Source organism: Flavobacterium sp. KACC 22761 (assembly GCF_034058155.1).
In the GTDB taxonomy this organism is placed as follows: Bacteria; Bacteroidota; Bacteroidia; order Flavobacteriales; family Flavobacteriaceae; genus Flavobacterium.
In genome coordinates, this window is sequence record NZ_CP139148.1 from 2529170 (window position 1) to 2548253 (window position 19084).

General features: G+C 34.3%; 15 protein-coding genes and 1 pseudogene. 9 read left to right on the forward strand and 7 right to left on the reverse strand.

Going from position 1 to position 19084, the window contains the following annotated elements; translation table 11 throughout:
• Positions 1 to 129 precede the first annotated feature (129 nt).
• The 6 genes and pseudogenes from secG to miaB all read right to left on the reverse strand — a co-directional run bounded on the left by secG (position 130) and on the right by miaB (position 5827).
• Positions 130 to 465 (reverse strand): preprotein translocase subunit SecG, encoded by a 336-nt coding sequence (gene secG, locus SCB73_RS11030; protein WP_320566309.1) that lies wholly within the window; start codon positions 463 to 465, stop codon positions 130 to 132.
• A gap of 3 nt (positions 466 to 468) precedes the next feature.
• The gene (locus SCB73_RS11035) at positions 469 to 1848 is read right to left on the reverse strand and encodes a tetratricopeptide repeat protein (protein WP_320566310.1); all 1380 of its coding nucleotides are present in this window, start codon (positions 1846 to 1848) and stop codon (positions 469 to 471) included.
• A 95-nt stretch (positions 1849 to 1943) separates the two neighbouring features.
• Entirely contained in the window at positions 1944 to 2462 is a 519-nt protein-coding gene (locus tag SCB73_RS11040; RefSeq protein WP_320566311.1) for an LptE family protein, read from the reverse strand.
• Between the two features lie 101 nt (positions 2463 to 2563).
• Positions 2564 to 3823: a sigma-54 interaction domain-containing protein gene (locus tag SCB73_RS11045; RefSeq protein WP_320566312.1), complete on the reverse strand. Its 1260-nt coding sequence runs from the start codon at positions 3821 to 3823 to the stop codon at positions 2564 to 2566.
• Positions 3824 to 3933: 110 nt separating this feature from the next.
• Positions 3934 to 4241 (reverse strand): annotated as a pseudogene (locus tag SCB73_RS11050) (GxxExxY protein).
• A 140-nt stretch (positions 4242 to 4381) separates the two neighbouring features.
• Entirely contained in the window at positions 4382 to 5827 is a 1446-nt protein-coding gene (gene miaB, locus SCB73_RS11055; protein WP_320566313.1) for a tRNA (N6-isopentenyl adenosine(37)-C2)-methylthiotransferase MiaB, read from the reverse strand.
• A 551-nt stretch (positions 5828 to 6378) separates the two neighbouring features.
• On the opposite strand from miaB, the gene topA reads away from it, so the two are divergent.
• The 9 genes from topA (at position 6379) to SCB73_RS11100 (ending at position 18540) form a co-directional block, all read left to right on the forward strand.
• Positions 6379 to 8892 (forward strand): type I DNA topoisomerase, encoded by a 2514-nt coding sequence (gene topA / locus SCB73_RS11060; protein ID WP_320566314.1) that lies wholly within the window; start codon positions 6379 to 6381, stop codon positions 8890 to 8892.
• A 14-nt stretch (positions 8893 to 8906) separates the two neighbouring features.
• A complete protein-coding gene (locus tag SCB73_RS11065; RefSeq protein WP_320566315.1) occupies positions 8907 to 10058 on the forward strand; it encodes a formimidoylglutamase in 1152 nt (383 codons plus the stop codon).
• Positions 10059 to 10321: 263 nt separating this feature from the next.
• A complete protein-coding gene (gene porK, locus SCB73_RS11070; RefSeq protein ID WP_320566316.1) occupies positions 10322 to 11722 on the forward strand; it encodes a T9SS ring complex lipoprotein PorK/GldK in 1401 nt (466 codons plus the stop codon).
• Between the two features lie 70 nt (positions 11723 to 11792).
• The gene (gene porL, locus SCB73_RS11075; protein ID WP_320566317.1) at positions 11793 to 12440 is read left to right on the forward strand and encodes a type IX secretion system motor protein PorL/GldL; all 648 of its coding nucleotides are present in this window, start codon (positions 11793 to 11795) and stop codon (positions 12438 to 12440) included.
• A gap of 52 nt (positions 12441 to 12492) precedes the next feature.
• Positions 12493 to 14031: a type IX secretion system motor protein PorM/GldM gene (porM, locus tag SCB73_RS11080; protein ID WP_320566318.1), complete on the forward strand. Its 1539-nt coding sequence runs from the start codon at positions 12493 to 12495 to the stop codon at positions 14029 to 14031.
• A 44-nt stretch (positions 14032 to 14075) separates the two neighbouring features.
• Positions 14076 to 15065, forward strand: a complete 990-nt coding sequence (gene porN, locus SCB73_RS11085; RefSeq protein WP_320566319.1) for a type IX secretion system ring subunit PorN/GldN — start codon at positions 14076 to 14078, stop codon at positions 15063 to 15065.
• A gap of 169 nt (positions 15066 to 15234) precedes the next feature.
• Positions 15235 to 16224, forward strand: a complete 990-nt coding sequence (gene porN, locus SCB73_RS11090) for a type IX secretion system ring subunit PorN/GldN (RefSeq protein ID WP_320570087.1) — start codon at positions 15235 to 15237, stop codon at positions 16222 to 16224.
• Between the two features lie 168 nt (positions 16225 to 16392).
• Positions 16393 to 17379: a type IX secretion system ring subunit PorN/GldN gene (gene porN / locus SCB73_RS11095; RefSeq protein WP_320566320.1), complete on the forward strand. Its 987-nt coding sequence runs from the start codon at positions 16393 to 16395 to the stop codon at positions 17377 to 17379.
• A gap of 72 nt (positions 17380 to 17451) precedes the next feature.
• Positions 17452 to 18540, forward strand: a complete 1089-nt coding sequence (locus tag SCB73_RS11100) for an NAD(P)/FAD-dependent oxidoreductase (protein ID WP_320566321.1) — start codon at positions 17452 to 17454, stop codon at positions 18538 to 18540.
• Here SCB73_RS11100 and SCB73_RS11105 read toward each other — a convergent pair.
• Positions 18506 to 18889, reverse strand: a complete 384-nt coding sequence (locus tag SCB73_RS11105) for a DUF983 domain-containing protein (RefSeq protein WP_320566322.1) — start codon at positions 18887 to 18889, stop codon at positions 18506 to 18508. The genes SCB73_RS11100 and SCB73_RS11105 overlap by 35 nt on opposite strands.
• Positions 18890 to 19084: the final 195 nt, after the last annotated feature.

Consider the following 19084-nt stretch of genomic DNA (forward strand, 5'->3'; position numbering starts at 1 on the left):
TAATTAAGTTATACGTTTTTTATTGTTCAATAAACTTTCAGAAATTGTGCCATGCTCAATAAACTGACATTATTTCTTAAAAAAAATGCCAGCTTTGACAGGCTGGCATTTTAATTTATATCAAAATTATTATTTAGCTGGAGCTGCTGGTGCAGGAGTTCCTTGAACCGGAGCTGCTGGCGTAGTTGCTGGAGCTTCTGTTTTTTCAATAATTTTAGATCCAGTATCGTTTAATGAACCTGTAAAGCTTAAGCTTGAAAGGATAACTAAAACGATCAAAATAGTAGCTAATGTCCAAGTACTTTTATCTAAAAAGTCTGTTGTTTTTTGTACACCACCTAACATTTGAGTTCCGCTGATAGTAGAAGACAATCCTCCTCCTTTAGGGTTCTGTACCATGATTACTACGATCAATAGAAAACAAACTATTGTGATTAAAACTAAAAAAATTGAAAATGTGCTCATTACTTAATTATTGTTATTGTTATTTTGTTGTAAAATCTTTATATCCGATATGCGGTCTGCAAAGAAAGTAATTTTTTCTGGATATTTCAAAATTAATATTTCATATGCTTGAATTGCCTTTGTGTATTTTTTTTGTTCCAAATATACTCTTGCTAAAGTCTCTGTCATTAAGTATGAACTATCGTCTTTGTTGATGTCAAGTTGGGCAGCTGCAGTTATTGCAGTTTGCTTTATCGGAGAGATTTTTGGATTTGCTTCAATAAATCGGTCGATTATTTCGGCTTTTTTCTTTTTCTCTTCCTCTATTTTTTCTTCTGGATTAACTGTTCCTAACGTTTGTTCTGCAATTTCAACAGGATTTTTCGTTAAATTATTTTCCATTGGCGCTTCTTTGGTTCTGTCAATAGGCTCAGTTCTTGCTAATTGCAGCCATTCTTGAAATGAATGTGTTTCGTTTCCTGAAAAATCCAATGGTTTTCCAATTTCTAGATTCTCTTCTGCCGTTTTTACTGCTTCCTGAATTTCGATTTCTTCGGGCTCTGAGATTGTTTGAGTTTCTTGAACTACAATTGTAGTTTCAGGAATTTCAATTTCTTTTGATTCTTCAATCGCTACACTTTCTTCAACAGGTGTTGCTGTTTGCAGAATTTCAATTGCTGTAGGTTCTTCCGTTAAAGTTTCTTCTACAACAATTGTTGTTTCTGGAGTTTCAACTACAATTGGTTCTTCAACAGTTTTAGCTTCTTCAAAAACTATATTTCCAGCTTCTTTAATAGCATTAAATACCGATTCTTCAATTGGGTCAATTCGGACACTCGGAATTTCATCGTCTAATCTGTCTTCTAGAAAAGTTCGACTTTCCTTAACAATAGGAGTTTCTTCAACAACTGGAATTTCTTCTTTGGCAGAAAGTTCAATTGGCTCTTCAATAACAGCTTCAATTGGTTTTTCTTCCACTTTTATTGGTTCTTCAAAAGTAACCGTTGTCGCTTCTTTGATAGAATCCAAAATTGATTTTTCGATTGGATCGATTCGGACCTCGGTAATTTTCTTTTTTTCTTCCGCTGAAATAATTTCGACATCAAAAACAGTAATGTTTAAAAGGTCTCTCAGTTTTCGTTCGTAATAAGCACCCTGAATAGGAGTGAATTCTTCCGAAGTAATAAAATCAAATAAAACCGAACGATCAGTGGTATGTGCTGCCGTAACTTTTAAAGCATAATTATACTTAAAACTGTTTTGTTTGTAAAGTCCTTTTAATCGCAATGCGCGCGCACTTTGAAAATAAGGGAATTCATTCAAAACACTTCCTAATGTTTCGGCCTGTTTTTCTGTAACGGTATCAGGTTTGTTTATTAGGTATGTATAATCGGTTACGTTCATTTTTATTGTTTAATCGTTTATTTGTTTAACTGTGTAATCGGAAAAGTTGTTTAATCGATTTAACGACTAAACGATTAACCGATTAAACTATAAAATTACCATTTGGCCAATGACTCATTAAAAATATCTTGAGTAATTCTTTCAAAAATAGTTTGGATTGCATTGCTTAAAACAGCTCCCGTTGGAAGATCTGTTCCTGGAAAGTCATTGTAAAATTCAAATGTTCTTTCAAAATCATCCTTTTCTTTTTTCTTGTTTGTAAAACGAACATTTACACGGATCGTTAAACGGTTTTGTGCAGCACCTACGCTACCATCTGCCGCAACAGCTGTTGCTGTCATCGGGCTTATTCTGTAATCTACAATTTCTCCTTCGTAAACCAAATCTCCACTGTTGCTCACTAAATTCAAGTTGGTTTGATTCATAATCAAATCCTGAAGTGCTAATGTAAATTGTCTGTCGATTCCAGGTTCAATCAAATCAGCATTGTTTTGAAAAAAGTTGACCTGAAATGTTTTGGCGTCAATTGGCCCAGTTCCGGTAAAGTTATAAACATTGCATCCGCTTAATAAAAACAGACTTAAAAGTGCAAATAAAGAATATATTTTTTTCATAATATTGAAGAGGAAATCCCAATGTTTTAAATCTCAAATTTCAACCGTGTCCAAATATAGGCAATTGGAATTTGGAATTTCAAAATTGTAATTTAATTATTTTATAAATCGAATTGTTTGATTTTACGATATAGCGTTCTTTCAGAAATGCCTAGTTCATCGGCAGCGGCTTTACGTTTTCCTTTGTTTTTCTCTAATGATTTTTTGATCATTTCGATTTCTTTTTGTTCCAAGCGTAAAATCTCTTCTTCTTCGATAGTTTCGGCAAATAGGTAATTGTCGTCTTGAATTTGATAGTTTTCTTCACGAACTGTAGGAGTTGTCATTACCGCAGTTCTTGGTTCTTCTTCAAAATCAATTTCACTATCGTTTTGCTGATTTCCGTAAATCTTCTGAATTAAATTCGGATTGATATCCTGCACTTTTGATGAACCGTTTTTCATCAATTCTAGAGTCAGTTTTTTCAAATCGTTCAAATCGCTTCTCATGTCAAAAAGCACTTTGTATAATATGTCTCTTTCTGTGCTAAAGTCGCTTTCTTTTTTGCTGTCGCTAATAACAGACGGCAAGTTGCTTCCTTCAGCTGGCAAATACGATTGTAAAGTCGCAAGACTGATATCACGATTAGTTTCTAAAACAGAAATCTGTTCTGCCACATTTCGAAGCTGACGAATATTTCCGCTCCATCTGAATTTCTGCAAAAGCTGAACAGCATCGTCATCCAGTCTTAAAGGAGGCATTTTGTATTTATGAGCAAAATCGGCTACAAATTTTCTGAACAACAAATGAATATCGTCGTTTCTTTCGCGTAAAGGTGGTAAAGTAATTTCGACTGTACTTAAACGATAGTACAAATCCTCACGGAATTTGCCTTTTTCAATAGCATTGAATAAATTCACGTTTGTTGCGGCAACAATACGAACATTTGTTTTTTGAACTTGAGAGGAACCTACTTTAATAAATTCGCCATTTTCTAAAACACGAAGTAATCTTACTTGGGTTGTCAATGGCAATTCACCAACTTCATCTAAAAAGATGGTTCCGCCGTCTGCCACTTCAAAATAACCTTCACGTGTGCTTGTTGCACCTGTAAAAGCACCTTTTTCGTGACCAAAAAGTTCACTGTCAATCGTTCCTTCCGGAATTGCGCCGCAGTTTACGGCAATATATTTACCATGCTTTCTGTGCGAAAGCGAATGTATAATTCTTGGAATATTCTCTTTACCAACACCACTTTCCCCAGTTACCATAACCGAAATATCAGTTGGAGCAACCTGAATGGCTTTTTCGATAGCACGATTTAATTTCGGATCATTTCCAATAATCTCAAATCGTTGTTTTATTGCTTGAACTGTTTCCATATCGATTTTGTTTCAAGTTTTTTGTTTGTTTCAGGTTTTGCCTAAAACTTTGGCTTGTATTTTTCTTTTGCCACGAATTTCTCGAATTTCACTAATTTTTGAAAAAGTGGTCAATGAATAACTCTTTTGTGTTGTAATGTCTTTTTATTAAAATTAACGATAATTCCTAAATCACTATCAGCTAATTTTAAATAATTTATTGTTTGAGCGATATATTCATCAACTATTTCTTTTGATGCTTTTACTTCTAAAATGATTTCGTCATAAACAACAAAATCAGCATAAAATTTATGCGCTAAAACAATTTCTTTATATTGAATGTTGTATTCTTTTTCTCGTTCATAGGGAATATTATGTTTTTGAATTCATATTCTAAAGCGTCCTTATAAACAATTTCTAAAAGTCCGCCACCTAATATTCTATGAACTTCCATGCAAATTCCGACAATTTTGTAATACTCTTCTTTTCTGTATAATTCCATCTTTGTTTTTTAAACAAATCTATAGAAATTTTTGAAAGAAAATTCGTGTAAATTTGTGAAATTCGTGGCAAAAAAACTTAATTCATGCTGCTAAGCCCAACCGCTTCACCTTTCAAAGTTCCGCTGGTACAGCTTGTGATTTTTACGTTTACGAAATCTCCAATTTTGTAATTCTCCTTTGGGAAAACTACCGTAATACTTTGTGAATTTCTTCCTGAAAATTCTTCTTTCGATTTTTTAGAAACTTTTTCTACTAAAACTTCAACAGTTTTTCCAACAAATTCCTCACTTCTAAACCAAGCATGTTTTTGTTGTAAATCGACAATTTCTTGTAATCTTCTCGCTTTGGTTTCTTCCGCAACATCATCCTTCATTTTTCTTCCAGCCAAAGTTCCAGGGCGTTCAGAATACGAATACATATAACCGAAATTATATTTTACATATTCCATTAAACTCATCGTGTCTTGATGATCTTGCTCCGTTTCGGTTGGGAAACCAGCAATCATATCTTGTGAAATAGAAGCATCTGGAACAATCGCTCTGATTTTATCAATCAAAGCCATATATTCTTCACGAGAATGAAGACGATTCATTTCTTTCAAAATTCTGTTACTTCCAGACTGAACCGGTAAGTGAATGTGTTTACAGATATTTGGATATTTCGCAATAACATGCAAAATGCTTTCGTGCATATCCTGAGGGTTTGAAGTCGAAAATCGGATACGCATTTTTGGAAAACCAACTGCAACCATTTCTAACAATTGGTCAAAATCAACCGCAGTTGCTTTTTGCATTTCAGAAGCGTTTACGAAATCCTTTTTCAAGCCTCCGCCGTACCAAAGGTAACTGTCAACGTTTTGTCCTAAAAGTGTAACCTCTTTATAACCATTATTCCACAAATCCTGAATTTCATTCATAATACTTTGCGGTTCACGACTTCTTTCGCGTCCGCGTGTAAAAGGCACAACGCAGAATGTACACATATTATCGCAACCGCGAGTGATTGAAACCAAAGCTGTGATTCCGTTGCTCATCAAACGAACAGGCGAAATATCTCCGTAAGTTTCTTCTTTTGATAAAATTACATTAATGGCGTCACGGCCTTCTTCAACTTCTGCTAATAAATTCGGAAGATCTTTATAAGCATCTGGACCAACAACTAAGTCAACGATTTTTTCTTCTTCTAGAAATTGGCTTTTCAAACGCTCCGCCATACAGCCCAAAACGCCTACCTTCATTTTTGGATTCGTGCGTTTTACTGCATTATATTTCTCTAAACGCTTGCGAATAGTCTGTTCTGCTTTATCTCTAATAGAGCAAGTATTTACCAAAACCAAATCGGCTTCTTCTAGAACAGAAGTAGTGTTGTAGCCACCGTCAGACAAGATGGAAGCTACGACTTCACTGTCCGAAAAATTCATCGCACAGCCGTAACTTTCTATAAATAGTTTTTTAGTATTCTCAGGTTTATTTTCCAAAACAAGACTTTCGCCCTGTTTGCTTTCTTCAATAATCTTTTCCATTGTAAAAATTCAAAGTGCAAAGATAGCGTAATTGAATCTAATATGACAAGATGTCAGATAAAGAATTAACAATGTTTTGAGAAATGTTGATACCTAATGCTTTGAGCTCAATTTAAGAGTAATTAGGAGCTATTTCCAGCTTTTCACTTCAAGTCCTCATAAAAAAAGCAAAGTTTCTAATGTTTCAAAAAGAGCTTCCGTTGGTCGCTTTTTTAAAACAAGAAACTTTTGCTTTTTTTACTCCGGGCTTTTCGTTGCAGTCTGGGCTAGGAGCCAATCTATTTAAAAGTAAATATTGTAGTAAAAGGATAAATAAATTGAATTTTGAATTAGGACATTTTTTTTGGAATCTAAAATCTAAACTCTGAAATCTAAAATTAAAAGCGATTTCTTGGTTAAAAATCACTAAAAGTTATACCTATATATATTATCGAGATTATTACAGATAAATCTGCAATTTTAAGTTTCATAATATCAAAATACCTCAAAAATGCATTCATAAGGTTAATATTTAAAAAAAATAAATACTTTTGTTGCAGAAAATAAGAGCAATGGCAAAGAATTTAGTAATAGTGGAGTCACCTGCAAAGGCGAAAACGATCGAGAAATTTCTTGGGAGTGATTTTCAGGTGGAGTCAAGTTATGGACACATAGCAGACTTACCATCAAAGGAAATAGGAGTAGATGTAGAAAATGGTTTTAAACCTAAATATGAAGTTTCTCCGGATAAAAAAGCCTTGGTAACGAAACTAAAATCACTTTCTAAGAATGCCGAAACGGTTTGGTTAGCATCCGATGAGGACCGCGAGGGAGAGGCTATTTCATGGCACTTGGCGGAAGAATTAAAACTGGATACCAAAAAAACGAAACGAATTGTTTTTCACGAGATTACAAAATCTGCGATTCTTAAGGCAATCGAAAATCCAAGAGAAATTGATTATAATTTAGTAAATGCACAACAGGCACGTCGTGTTCTGGATCGTTTAGTAGGTTACGAATTATCTCCGGTTTTATGGAGAAAAATAAAAGGTGGACTTTCTGCAGGTCGTGTACAATCGGTTTCTGTACGTCTGATTGTTGAAAGAGAACGTGAAATACAAAGTTTCAACGCAGTTGCAACCTATTCAATTGTGGCGGAATTTGTAAACGAAGCCGGAAAAGCTTTCAAAGCAAAACTGCCTAAAAATTTCAATACTAAAAAAGAAGCAGAAGATTTCTTAAATCAAAATATCGGTTCTAAATATAAGGTAGCCGATTTAGAAACTAAACCTACCAAAAAATCTCCAACAGCGCCTTTTACAACTTCGACACTTCAACAGGAAGCTGCGAGAAAATTGTATTTGCCAGTTGGAATCACAATGCAGTTAGCACAGCGTTTATACGAGGCGGGACTTATTACCTATATGAGAACTGACTCCGTGAATCTTTCAAAAGAGGCAATGAACGCCGCTGAAGCAGAAATCATAAAATCTTACGGAAAAGAATTCTCAAAACCGAGAACTTTTGCAAATAAAAGCAAAGGAGCACAAGAAGCGCACGAGGCAATTCGTCCAACTGATATGTCGCGTCATTCAGTAAATATCGACCGTGATCAAGCGCGTTTGTATGATTTGATCTGGAAAAGAACTTTGGCTTCGCAAATGAGCGACGCGCAACTTGAAAGAACAAATGTGAAAATCGAAGCAGATAATCACGGCGAAATTTTTACAGCTTCTGGAGAAGTATTGCTTTTTGAAGGTTTCCTAAAAGTGTATTTGGAAGGTCATGATGATGACGAAGAAGAGCAAGAAGGAATGCTTCCAGCTTTAAAAGTAAATGAAAAGTTAGCAAATAACTATATTACAGCCACAGAACGATATTCAAGACCGCCGGCTCGTTACACCGAGGCGTCTTTGGTTAAAAAGCTTGAAGAGCTTGGAATTGGACGTCCTTCTACTTATGCGCCTACTATTTCAACTATTATTAATAGAAATTATGTTGAAAAAGGAACTTTGGAAGGTCAAGAGCGTAATTATACGCAGCTTACTTTGCAAAACAGTAAAGTAGGAGAGAAGGTTTTAAAAGAAAATACAGGTTCTGATAAAGGAAAATTAGTTCCAACAGACATCGGAACTATTGTAACCGATTTCTTAGTGAAGAATTTCGGAAACATTTTAGATTATAATTTTACTGCAAAAGTTGAGCAGGATTTCGACGAAATTGCCGAAGGAAACATCGATTGGGCAAAAATGATGCAGGATTTCTACAATCAGTTTCATCCAAATGTAAAAGAAGTTGAGGCAAATGCTGAACGTGAAAGCGGTGAAAGAATTCTAGGAAAAGATGCTGACGGAAGACAAGTTTCTGTTCGTTTAGGGAAATTTGGACCAATGGCTCAAATTGGAGAAGCAGACGATGAAGATAAGAAGTTTGCCAGCTTAATGGCTGATCAAAATATTGGAAATATTACACTTGAAGAAGCTTTGAACTTGTTCTTGCTTCCAAAAAGTTTAGGAGAATACAAAGGAGAAGAAGTGGAGGTTAGTAATGGTCGTTATGGGCCTTATGTACGTCACGGAAGTGTATTTATTTCATTGCCTCGAGGCGAAGATCCTCTTGGAGTTTCTAAAGAAAGAGCTCAGGAATTAATTGACGAAAAAGCACTTGCTGATGCGCCAATTGCAGTTTACAAAGGAGAAGCTGTTCAAAAAGGAGTGGGGCGTTTTGGTCCTTTCATCAAATGGAACGGTCTTTTTGTAAATGTGAGCAAAAAATACAATTTTGACAATTTATCGCAAGCTGATGTTGAAGAATTGATTGAGGATAAATTACAGAAGAATATTGACAAAGTGCTTCATAACTGGGAAGAAGAAGGAATTGTCGTAGAAAAAGCACGTTGGGGACGTTCTGTAATTCTGAAAGGAAAAATCAAAATTGAATTAAGTAAAGATGTCGATGCAACAAAATTGACATTGGCTCAAGTTCAAGAAATGATTGCAGCGAAAACTCCCGCAAAAAAAGCTCCGGCAAAAAAAACAACAGCAAAGAAGGCTCCTGCTAAAAAAGCAACAGCAAAAAAGAAATAATACAAGCACAATAAATGGAATTTGATTTTCTAGAACCAGTTAACGAAGGAATTGTAAATTATATCAATTCGTTGTCTTCTCAAGAATTGGGCAGTAAAATAGTGTTGCACACCCATGATCAATTTCCTGATATCAGCAAAATAAATATTGCCATTATTGGTGTTTTAGAAGACAGACGAAACATTAATATCGTGAATGAAGTCAATTTGACTTCGATTCGTAAGAAGCTTTATGGCATGTTTCCTGGTAATTGGGATGCATCTATTGCTGATCTTGGTGATATCCTGGCGGGTGATTCGGTTGAAGACACTTATTTTGCACTTAAAAAAGTTGTGGCTTCTTTGATTAAAAATAAAGTCATTCCTATAGTCCTAGGAGGTTCTCAGGATTTGACCTATGCTTTATATCGCGCTTATGACGATTTGGAGCAGATGGTAAATTTGGTTTCGGTAGATAATCGTTTTGATTTTGGAAAAGAAAATGAATCGGTTTCGGCTAATTCTTATCTGACCAAAATTATTATAGATGAGCCAAATAACTTATTTAATTATTGTAATATAGGATATCAAACCTATTATAATTCTCAAGAAGAGATTGATTTGATCGAAAAATTGTTTTTTGATGCTTATCGATTAGGAGAGATTTCAACAAATATCGCATTGTCAGAGCCAGTTTTCAGAGATGCTGATTTGGTTAGTATTGATTTGAATTCGGTGAAATCTTCAGAGTCAGGTAATTTGGTGTCTTTTGAGCCAAATGGATTTAATGGAAAAGAGATTTGTTCTTTGGCCAGATATTCAGGAATAAGTGATAAAGTTTCGGCATTTGGAATTTTTAATCATAATAGCACTGTGCCTGAATCAGTTCTGATTGCTCAAATTGTTTGGTATTTTATAGAAGGCTATCATTATCGTTCGAAAGAATATCCATTTGGAAGCAGAACAAATTATTTGAAATATATTGTTCCGCTAGAAGATGAGGAACTTATCTTTTACAAAAGCGACAAAACTGATCGTTGGTGGATCGAAATTCCATTTGTTTCAAACGGCAGCAATAAATTGAAAAGAAATACGTTATTACCGTGTTCTTACGACGAATATTTGTGTGCTTGCAATCAAGAATTGCCAGAAAGATGGTGGAAAGCACAGCGAAAAAATGCTTTGTAGAATAAAATTTCAATTAAAATCTTAATTTTTTAAAATTTTGAAAAATTAATTAACAAATATTAATAAGAAGTAGATTACATATTATAAAATTTGATGTTTTTGGTCGATTTTTTGCGTTAGTTTATCGATGAAATATTTTTTTTTTATTTTATTTAACATTATTTTTGAACGGTAAAATAAAATTCGCAACTAGTATTGTTTTTTAGATAAATAATAAATACGTTTACGGACTTTTAATAATGAATAGATAATCCCAAATTTATATGAAGAAGTTTATTGCATTTACAGCAATGTTAACACTGGTAATTGGCTGTGGTAAATCAGGTGACAAAGGTGAGTTAGTTGGTGTTACAGGAGGGAAATGGCATCCTGAAAAGCCATACGGAATGACTTTAGTTCCAGGTGGATCTTTTATTATGGGTAAAGCTGATGCAGATTTAGCTAATGTAGAAGATGCTCCAACCAAAACAGTAACAGTTCGTTCATTCTACATGGATGAAACAGAGATTACTAACAGTGAGTATCGTCAATTTGTGGAGTGGGTAAAAGACTCTACAATGCGTGTTCGTTTAGCAATTTTAGCTGACGAAACAGGTCAAAAAGCTACTGGTGACGGTAAAGGAAAAAAAGGTGGCAGTATTGCTGATTATGCATTTAATGATTCTGAGCCAGATAAAATGACGGCTTATGATAAATATATGTATGATAACTACTATAGTGTAGGGACAAAAGATGATCCTTATGCTGGTAGAAAATTAAACAAAAAAGTTAAGTTGATTAAGGATACAAAAGCTTATCCAGATGAGTACTATGCTGAGGTGATGGATTCATTGTATTTACCAATTGAAGAGTCTTATAATGGTTTAAGAACGATGGATGTAAATAAATTGAAATTCCGTTATTCTTGGATGGATATTCAAGCTGCAGCTAAAGCTAAAGTTGGAAAAAGAAAAGACTTTGTTAAAACAGAACAAGTTAGTGTTTATCCTGATACAACAGTTTGGATTAAAGATTTCGCTTACTCATATAATGAGCCAATGCACAATGATTATTTCTGGCACAAAGCTTATGGAGATTATCCTGTAGTTGGTGTTACTTGGAAACAAGCAAAAGCTTTCTGTGCTTGGAGAACGTTAAATAAAAACAGTTACATTAAATCTAAGAAAAAAGGACGTGACTTAGTAAATTCTTTCAGATTGCCTACAGAGGCTGAATGGGAGTATGCTGCAAGAGGAGGTCTGGAATCAGCAACTTATCCTTGGGGTGGTCCTTACACAAAAAGTGATAGAGGATGTTTCATGGCAAACTTCAAACCTAACAGAGGTGATTATGCTGCTGACGAAGCTTTATACACAGTTGAAGCTAAATCTTACGAACCAAACGGTTACGGATTATACAATATGGCAGGAAACGTTGCAGAGTGGACAGATTCAGCTTATAATCCAAATGCATACGAGTATGTTTCTACAATGAACCCTAACGTAATTGATGGAAACAACCAAAGAAAAGTTGTTCGTGGTGGATCTTGGAAAGATGTTGCTTACTTCCTACAAGTAAGTACTCGTGATCACGAATATGCTGATTCAGCAAGAAGTTATATCGGTTTCAGAACTGTACAAGATTACATGGGAACTCAAGTAACTGGAAGCTCTAAAAGAAAGTAATTTATAAGTAAATTAAATACAATAACCAAATCGAATCTATTTTAAAATTAAAACCTAAAAAAAAATTATTATGGCATTATTAAGTAAAAAAGCAATGAATTTCGCTTATGGTATGGGAGCGGCAGTGGTAATTATTGGAGCATTATTCAAAATCACTCACTTTGAAATTGGACCATTAACAGGAACAGTTATGCTTTCAGTAGGATTGGTGACAGAGGCGTTAATTTTTGCACTTTCTGCTTTCGAACCAGTTGAAGACGAATTAGACTGGACTCTTGTTTACCCAGAATTGGCAAACGGACAAGCTAGAAAAAAAGAAGCAAAAGCTGAAACTCCAACTGATGCTCAAGGGTTATTATCTCAAAAATTGGATGCCATGTTAAAAGAAGCTAAAGTTGACGGTGAGTTAATGGCAAGCTTAGGAAATTCAATCAAAAACTTCGAAGGCGCTGCAAAAGCAATTTCTCCAACTGTAGATTCAATTGCAGGTCAAAAGAAATATGCTGAAGAAATGTCTATGGCAGCTGCACAAATGGAATCATTAAACAGTTTATATAAAGTTCAATTAGAAAGTGCTTCAAGAAATGCACAAGCTAACAGCGAAATCGCTGAAAATGCTGCTAAATTAAAAGAGCAAATGGCATCTATGACTGCTAACATCGCTTCTTTAAACAGTGTTTACGGTGGTATGCTTTCTGCAATGAGTAACAAAGGATAATTAGTTTTTAACTATTATATTAAAATTATTAATAAGAACTAATTAGAAAAAAATGGCAGGAGGAAAATTAACCCCTAGACAGAAGATGATCAACCTGATGTATCTGGTTTTCATCGCAATGTTAGCAATGAACATGTCCAAAGAAGTTTTATCTGCTTTTGGATTAATGAATGAAAAATTTGAAAGTGCTAATACGTCTTCAGAGCAAACAAATGCAAGCATGTTGATGTCGTTAGACCAAAAAGCAACTGAAGCAAAAGGAGAATTTGCTACTGCGGCGGTAACGGCTCACAAAGTTGAAACAACTTCAAAAGAATTTTATGCTTACGTAGGTTCTTTAAAAGCGGATGTTTTAAAAGGCTTTGAAACCGATAAAGAAACTGGTAAATTGCCATATGAGTCAATGGACAAAGGTGACAATATTGACAACTGGTTTACTGGTGATGGATACACTAAAAAAGGAAATGATATCATTGCTCACATCGAAAAGTATAAAGCAGACATGAAAGCTGCGTTGTCAGACAAAAAATATGCTGCAATCTTAGCTGAGGTTGAAAAGAAATTTGATGTTTCTGATGTAAAAAACAAAGAAGGTTTAAAAGACAAATATTTAGCTTACCACTTTAAAGGTTTCCCTGCTGTTGCTTCATTAGCTAAACTTTCTGCTTGGCAAAATGACGTTCAAAAAGCTGAAGCTGATGTTTACAGTGCGGCTTTAGGTAAAGCTGCCGTTGCTGCTGCTTCTTACAGCAATTATCAAGCAATCGTTGTTTTAGATAAAAATGCATATTTCCAAGGTGAGAAAGTTACTGGTAAGGTAGTTTTAGGTCGTTATGACGAAAACACTAAGCCAACATCTTTCCAAGGTCCTGGTCAAATTGTAAACGGACAAGCTGTTATCTCTTTAACTGCTGGTGGAGTTGGAGAACAAAATATCAATGGACAATTTACTTTCTTAGAAGATGGAAAAAATATTCCACTTAAATTTGCTGGAAAGTATGTTGTAGTTCCAAGACCAAACTCTGCTACAATTTCTGCAGACAAAATGAACGTAGTGTATAGAGGTGTTGTTAACCCAATCTCTGTATCTTTCGCTGGTGTTGCTGACAATAAAGTTGTTGCTAGTGCTCCAGGATTAAGTTCAGCTGGTAAACCAGGTAAATATAACATGAGCCCGGGAGCTGGAACTGAAGCTACAATTTCTGTAACTGGTACATTGCCAAATGGAGATAAAGTTTCTGATAAGAAAACATTCAGAATTAAAGGTATTCCTGGGCCAACAGGTACAATTAGAGGTGAAGTAGGAGTTGTTAAAGGTCCTAAATCTAACTTAGAAATTGCTACTATTGGTGCTAAACTTCAAGATTTTGATTTCGAAGTTGGTTTAGATGTTGTTGGATTTAATTTAAAAATTGCTGGTCAACCAACAGTTGTGGTTACAGGTAACAAATTGAATGCTCAATGTAAAACAGTACTTTCTAAAGCTGGAAGAGGAGATCAGGTTACTATTTCTGAGATTAAAACTAAACTTGTTGGAGCTGGTAGTTATTTATTGCCAAGAACTGCTCCGGTAATTTATGAAATACAATAATAAAGTAGGTAAAACTACGTTCAATATCTTATAATAATACCACGATGAAAGTAAGAAATTTTTTAATAGCTATTGTTTCTATCGCTGGAGGTTTGTCTTCTAATGCGCAATCTAATTTGCTTAATGCGAAAACACCTGCTCAAATAGGACTTAAGACTCCTGCGCAACTTATCTCAGATAATGATAAGCCTTTGGCTTACGGTTATGTTGATGATAGAGATATTTTGATGGGAAAAACAACTTGGGAAATTATCGATTTAAATGAAAAAATCAATTTTCCTTTGTATTTTCCTGTAGACACTGCCAATATTGGTGCTGATAGACGCTCGCTTTATGACGTTTTGACGAAAGCTATCAAAAAAGGTAAAATAACAGAAGTTTATACAGATAGTTATTTTAACACCAAAAAATCTATGAAAGACATCGAGGGATCATTGTCTCGTATTGATACAACAGATGCAGGTAGAGAACTTATCAATCAAAATCCAGACGACTATAAAACACGTGTAGTGAAGAAAAAAGTTGTTACTGGAACTGGTAAAAAGAAAGTGGTTACTTATGTTGATGAAACTGTACCACCTTCAAGAAGTGTACCTTCAGAGTATATCTTAAAACAAGATTTGACTGCTCAGGATGTTACACAATACAAAATCAAAGGATACTGGTATTTTGACAAACGTCAAAGTGAATTGAAATATCGTTTGCTTGGAATTTGCCCTGTAACTCCAGACGTTTATACGATGAACAGTGATGAGAAAGATTATATCGAGTTATTCTGGGTTTTCTTCCCTAACTCAAGAGAGGCGTTGCACGAAGCAAAAGCTTTTAATGATAATAACTCAGCTTTACCAATTTCATTCGATCAGATCTTAAATTCAAGACGTTTTAATGCGGTTGTTTACAAAGAGGAAAACCTTTACGGAGACAGAGCGATCAGCGATTATATGAAAGATAACGCTCAAAACCAATTGTTAGAATCTGAAAGAGTAAAAGAAAAGATTCGTAACTTCGAACAAGATATGTGGAACTACTAAGTTGAAACATAACATTATAAGAAAAACTCTTACTACCTTTGTAGTAAGAGTTTTTTTTTGGAAAAAATTCTTTGACGGTCAATAAAATCGCAATGATTTTAATTTTGTAAAAAAAAATTAATGTTTTTTTTCTAAGTATTACGTTTAGTTTCTTATGCTGTTAATTATGATGAAAGTGAGAAATTTTTTAATCGTTATGTTTTTTGTTGCTGGAAATTTTGTTTCTAACGCGCAATCTAATTTGCTCAATGCAAAAACTGTTTCCCAAATTGGAATTAAGACGCCTGCACAGCGTATTGCAGATAATGACAAACCATTGGCATATGGCTATGTGGAAGATCGAGATATTTTGATGGGAAAAATGACTTGGGAAATTATTGATTTAAATGAAAAAATCAACTTTCCACTTTATTTCCCTGTAGATACAGCTAATATTGGTGCTGATAGGCGTTCTCTTTATGATGTTTTAACTAAGGCAATTAGAAATGGTAAAATAACTGAAGTGTACTCAGATAGTTATTTTAATACCAAGAAAACTATGAAAGATATTGAAGGGGCATTATCTCGTGTAGATACCACCGATGCTGGAAGGGAGTTGATCAATCAAAATCCAGATGATTATAGGTCACATGTAGTAAAGAAAAAGGTTGTTACAGGTACTGGTAAGAAAAAAAGTGTAAGTTATAAAGAAGAAACAGTTGGTCCAACACGTTCTGTTCCTGCTGAGTATATTTTAAAGCAAGATTTAACTGCTCAAGATGTAACACAATATAAAATCAAAGGATATTGGTATTTTGATAAGCGACAAGGAGAATTGAAATATCGCTTGATCGGGATTTGTCCTGTTACTCCGGATGTTTATACAATGAATAGTGATGAGAAAGATTATATCGAGTTATTTTGGGTTTTCTTTCCAGATGCCCGAACGGTATTGCATGAAGCAAAAGCTTTTAATGATGCCAACTCCGCAGCGGCGATTTCATTTGATCAGATTTTAAATTCTAGACGTTTTAATTCAATTATTTATAAAGAAGAAAATGTGTATGGAGATCGTGAAATCAAAGATTATATGAAAGATAATGCACAGAATCAACTGCTGGAATCTGAAAGGGTGAAAGAGAAGATTCGTACCTTTGATGAAGACATGTGGAATTATTAAGAAGATATTTTACATAAATTTTAAAAGAAACTCTTATTGCAAATGCGCAGTAAGAGTTTTTTTTATTTGATGGCTTTTGAAGAGAAATTCATTTTCGAAATAATTGTAAGAAAAATAACAATATTTATATGTTTTGTACGTTATGATTTCGTACAATTACTTTAAATTATGAAAGCACGAATAATTTTGATTATTTTTTTAATCATAGGAAGTTTTCCTTCTTGGTCACAAGCTAATTTGCTTAATGCAAAGACAGTTGAAGAAATTGAGGTGAATAAAATTAAGCAGCTTGCCTTCGATAATGACAAGCCACTATCTTATGGATATGTTGGAGAGCGTGATATTTTGATGGGTAAGACTGTTTGGGAAATCATTGATTTAAACGAAAAGATTAACTTTCCGTTGTACTTTCCTGTGGATAGTGCTAATATTGGCCCAGAGAGGCGTTCGCTTTATGATGTTTTAACTAAGGCAATCAAACAAGGCAAAATAACTGAAGTTTATACAGACGGTTATTTCAATACAAAAAAGACCATGAAAGATATTCAAGCATCATTATCGCGTGTTGATACGACTGATGCAGGAAGAGAGCTTATTAACCAGTATCCGGATGATTACGTAGAGCGTGTTGTCAAGAAAAAAGTAGTTACGGGTACTGGAAAAAAGAAATCGGTTTCTTATGTAGAAGAAAAAGTTGGGCCTAAACGATCCGTTCCAGCGGAATACATCCTAAGGCAAGATTTAACAGCACAAGATGTTTCGCAATATAAAATTAAAGGGTATTGGTTTTTTGATAAACGAGAAAGTGCATTGAAATATCGTTTAATTGGTATTTGTCCCGTAACGCCCGATGTTTATACAATGAACAGTGATGATAAAGACTATATCGAGCTTTTCTGGGTTTTCTTTCCAAATGCGCGTGATGTTTTAAATGAGGCTAAAGCTTTTAATGATAAAAATTCAGCGGTTCCAATTTCATTTGACCAAATTTTAAACTCAAGACATTTTAATGCTTTAATTTATAAAGAAGAAAACATGTATGGGGATCGTGAAATTAAAGACTACATTAAAAATAATGCTCAGGAGCAGTTGTTTGAATCGGAACGAGTGAAGGAAAAGATTCGAAATTTTGAAGAAGAAATGTGGAGTTATTAAATTTTGAGATATCTATAGAGAAACTCTTGCTATCTTTGTAGCGAGAGTTTTTTATTTATTATATACTGCACAATGCTTGATTATTTAATCGTTGGATCTGGATTAGCCGGAATTTCTTTTGCCGAAGTGGCCCTTAACAACAACAAATCTATTTTACTTGTTGATAATAAATCACAGCATTCTTCAAGAGTTGCCGGCGGATTGTATAATCCTGTAATTTTAAAACGTTTCAGTGAAGTTTGGAATGCCAAAGAACAATTAGTCTTAATGAATGATTTTTATAATCGGGTAGAGGTTAAATTAAATGAGAAATTCAATTTTAAAATGCCAATTCTCAGAAAATTTTTCTCAATTGAAGAACAGAATAATTGGTTTGCCGCTTCAGATAAAATAAATCTAGCTCCTTTTTTATCCACAAAATTAATTACCGAGAAATTTAACGGAATCGATTCTCCATACGATTATGGTGAAGTTTTGCATACAGGCTACGTTAATACAGCTTTATTATTGGATTGCTATCAGAAATACCTTTTAGAAAATGATTTGTTGCTGGAAGAATCTTTTGATTGCAACGATATTGAATTTTTGGAATCTGGTATTAAATATAAAGATATCGAGGCACGCCATATCATTTTTGCCGAAGGTTTTGGAATGCATAAAAATCCGTTTTTTAACTATTTGCCTCTTGATGGCACAAAGGGCGAATTGTTTATTATAAAAGCGCCTGATTTGAATTTGGATTTGATTGTAAACACAAGCGTTTTCATACTTCCTTTAGGAAATGATCTATTTAAAGTTGGTGCAACTTACAATTGGTCTGACAAAACAGATGCGCCTACGGAAGAAGGCAAACAAGAACTTTTAGAGCGCATAAGAGAAATTATTACCTGCGATTTTGAGATTGTAAAACATTTTGGCGGTGTACGACCTACGGTTGCAGACAGGCGACCTTTGTTGGGAACTCACGAAGTTCACAAGTCATTGCATATTTTAAACGGATTAGGCACACGCGGCGTAATGCTGGGACCAGCGATGGCACAAGCTTTGTACGATCACATTGAAAATCAGATCCCTTTAGATAGGGAAGCAGATATTAAAAGGTTTCATAAAAGATATCTCAAGTCTCTTACTTTTGACCAGCCTTCGGATCATAAGAAATAAACATATTGATATATAAATTTCTGGAAAGTCTAAGTACAAACGGAAATAAAACGATCAGTGTAATTATGATTGCTATAAAGGATTGGCTAATACTTGCGCCAAAAAAGACAAAAGAAACAATAAAAGCAGCAATTCCTACGGCAACATTCAGTGCATAACTTACATACATTGCACCATAAAAAAAGGAAGGTTCAATTTGATATTTTAAGCCACAATGGCTACAGTTTTCATTCATTTTTAGGACTTTAGTCAAATGAAGCGGGTTTTTGTCTTCGTACATGCTTTCATTTTGACATTTTGGACAGCTTCCGGTAAAAATACTGTTGATTTTGGATCCCTTTTTAAACATTGTATTGCGTAGTTTTTAATTCTGAAATCAAAGAAATTTGATCAATAAAAGAAATAGTTATTATAATGAAGTTCTCCTACAAAGATACTCTTTTATTTTGTTTTTAGCTTGATTTATTGTGAATGACAAGTGGTCTGCTCGAGAAAACATAAAAAATTTTCGATCATTTTTTCATTGGCGAAAGCCAAAACAAAT

Excerpts from the sequence above, each read along its gene's own strand:
- miaB (WP_320566313.1), bottom strand. The coding sequence starts at position 5,827 with ATGGAAAAGATTATTGAAGAAAGCAAACAGGGCGAAAGTCTTGTTTTG.
- SCB73_RS11065 (WP_320566315.1), top strand. The coding sequence starts at position 8,907 with ATGGAATTTGATTTTCTAGAACCAGTTAACGAAGGAATTGTAAATTAT.
- SCB73_RS11045 (WP_320566312.1), bottom strand. The coding sequence starts at position 3,823 with ATGGAAACAGTTCAAGCAATAAAACAACGATTTGAGATTATTGGAAAT.
- porK (WP_320566316.1), top strand. The coding sequence starts at position 10,322 with ATGAAGAAGTTTATTGCATTTACAGCAATGTTAACACTGGTAATTGGC.
- SCB73_RS11040 (WP_320566311.1), bottom strand. The coding sequence starts at position 2,462 with ATGAAAAAAATATATTCTTTATTTGCACTTTTAAGTCTGTTTTTATTA.
- SCB73_RS11100 (WP_320566321.1), top strand. The coding sequence starts at position 17,452 with ATGCTTGATTATTTAATCGTTGGATCTGGATTAGCCGGAATTTCTTTT.
- SCB73_RS11035 (WP_320566310.1), bottom strand. The coding sequence starts at position 1,848 with ATGAACGTAACCGATTATACATACCTAATAAACAAACCTGATACCGTT.
- porN (WP_320570087.1), top strand. The coding sequence starts at position 15,235 with ATGAAAGTGAGAAATTTTTTAATCGTTATGTTTTTTGTTGCTGGAAAT.
- porM (WP_320566318.1), top strand. The coding sequence starts at position 12,493 with ATGGCAGGAGGAAAATTAACCCCTAGACAGAAGATGATCAACCTGATG.
- secG (WP_320566309.1), bottom strand. The coding sequence starts at position 465 with ATGAGCACATTTTCAATTTTTTTAGTTTTAATCACAATAGTTTGTTTT.
- porN (WP_320566320.1), top strand. The coding sequence starts at position 16,393 with ATGAAAGCACGAATAATTTTGATTATTTTTTTAATCATAGGAAGTTTT.
- porL (WP_320566317.1), top strand. The coding sequence starts at position 11,793 with ATGGCATTATTAAGTAAAAAAGCAATGAATTTCGCTTATGGTATGGGA.
- topA (WP_320566314.1), top strand. The coding sequence starts at position 6,379 with ATGGCAAAGAATTTAGTAATAGTGGAGTCACCTGCAAAGGCGAAAACG.
- SCB73_RS11105 (WP_320566322.1), bottom strand. The coding sequence starts at position 18,889 with ATGTTTAAAAAGGGATCCAAAATCAACAGTATTTTTACCGGAAGCTGT.
- porN (WP_320566319.1), top strand. The coding sequence starts at position 14,076 with ATGAAAGTAAGAAATTTTTTAATAGCTATTGTTTCTATCGCTGGAGGT.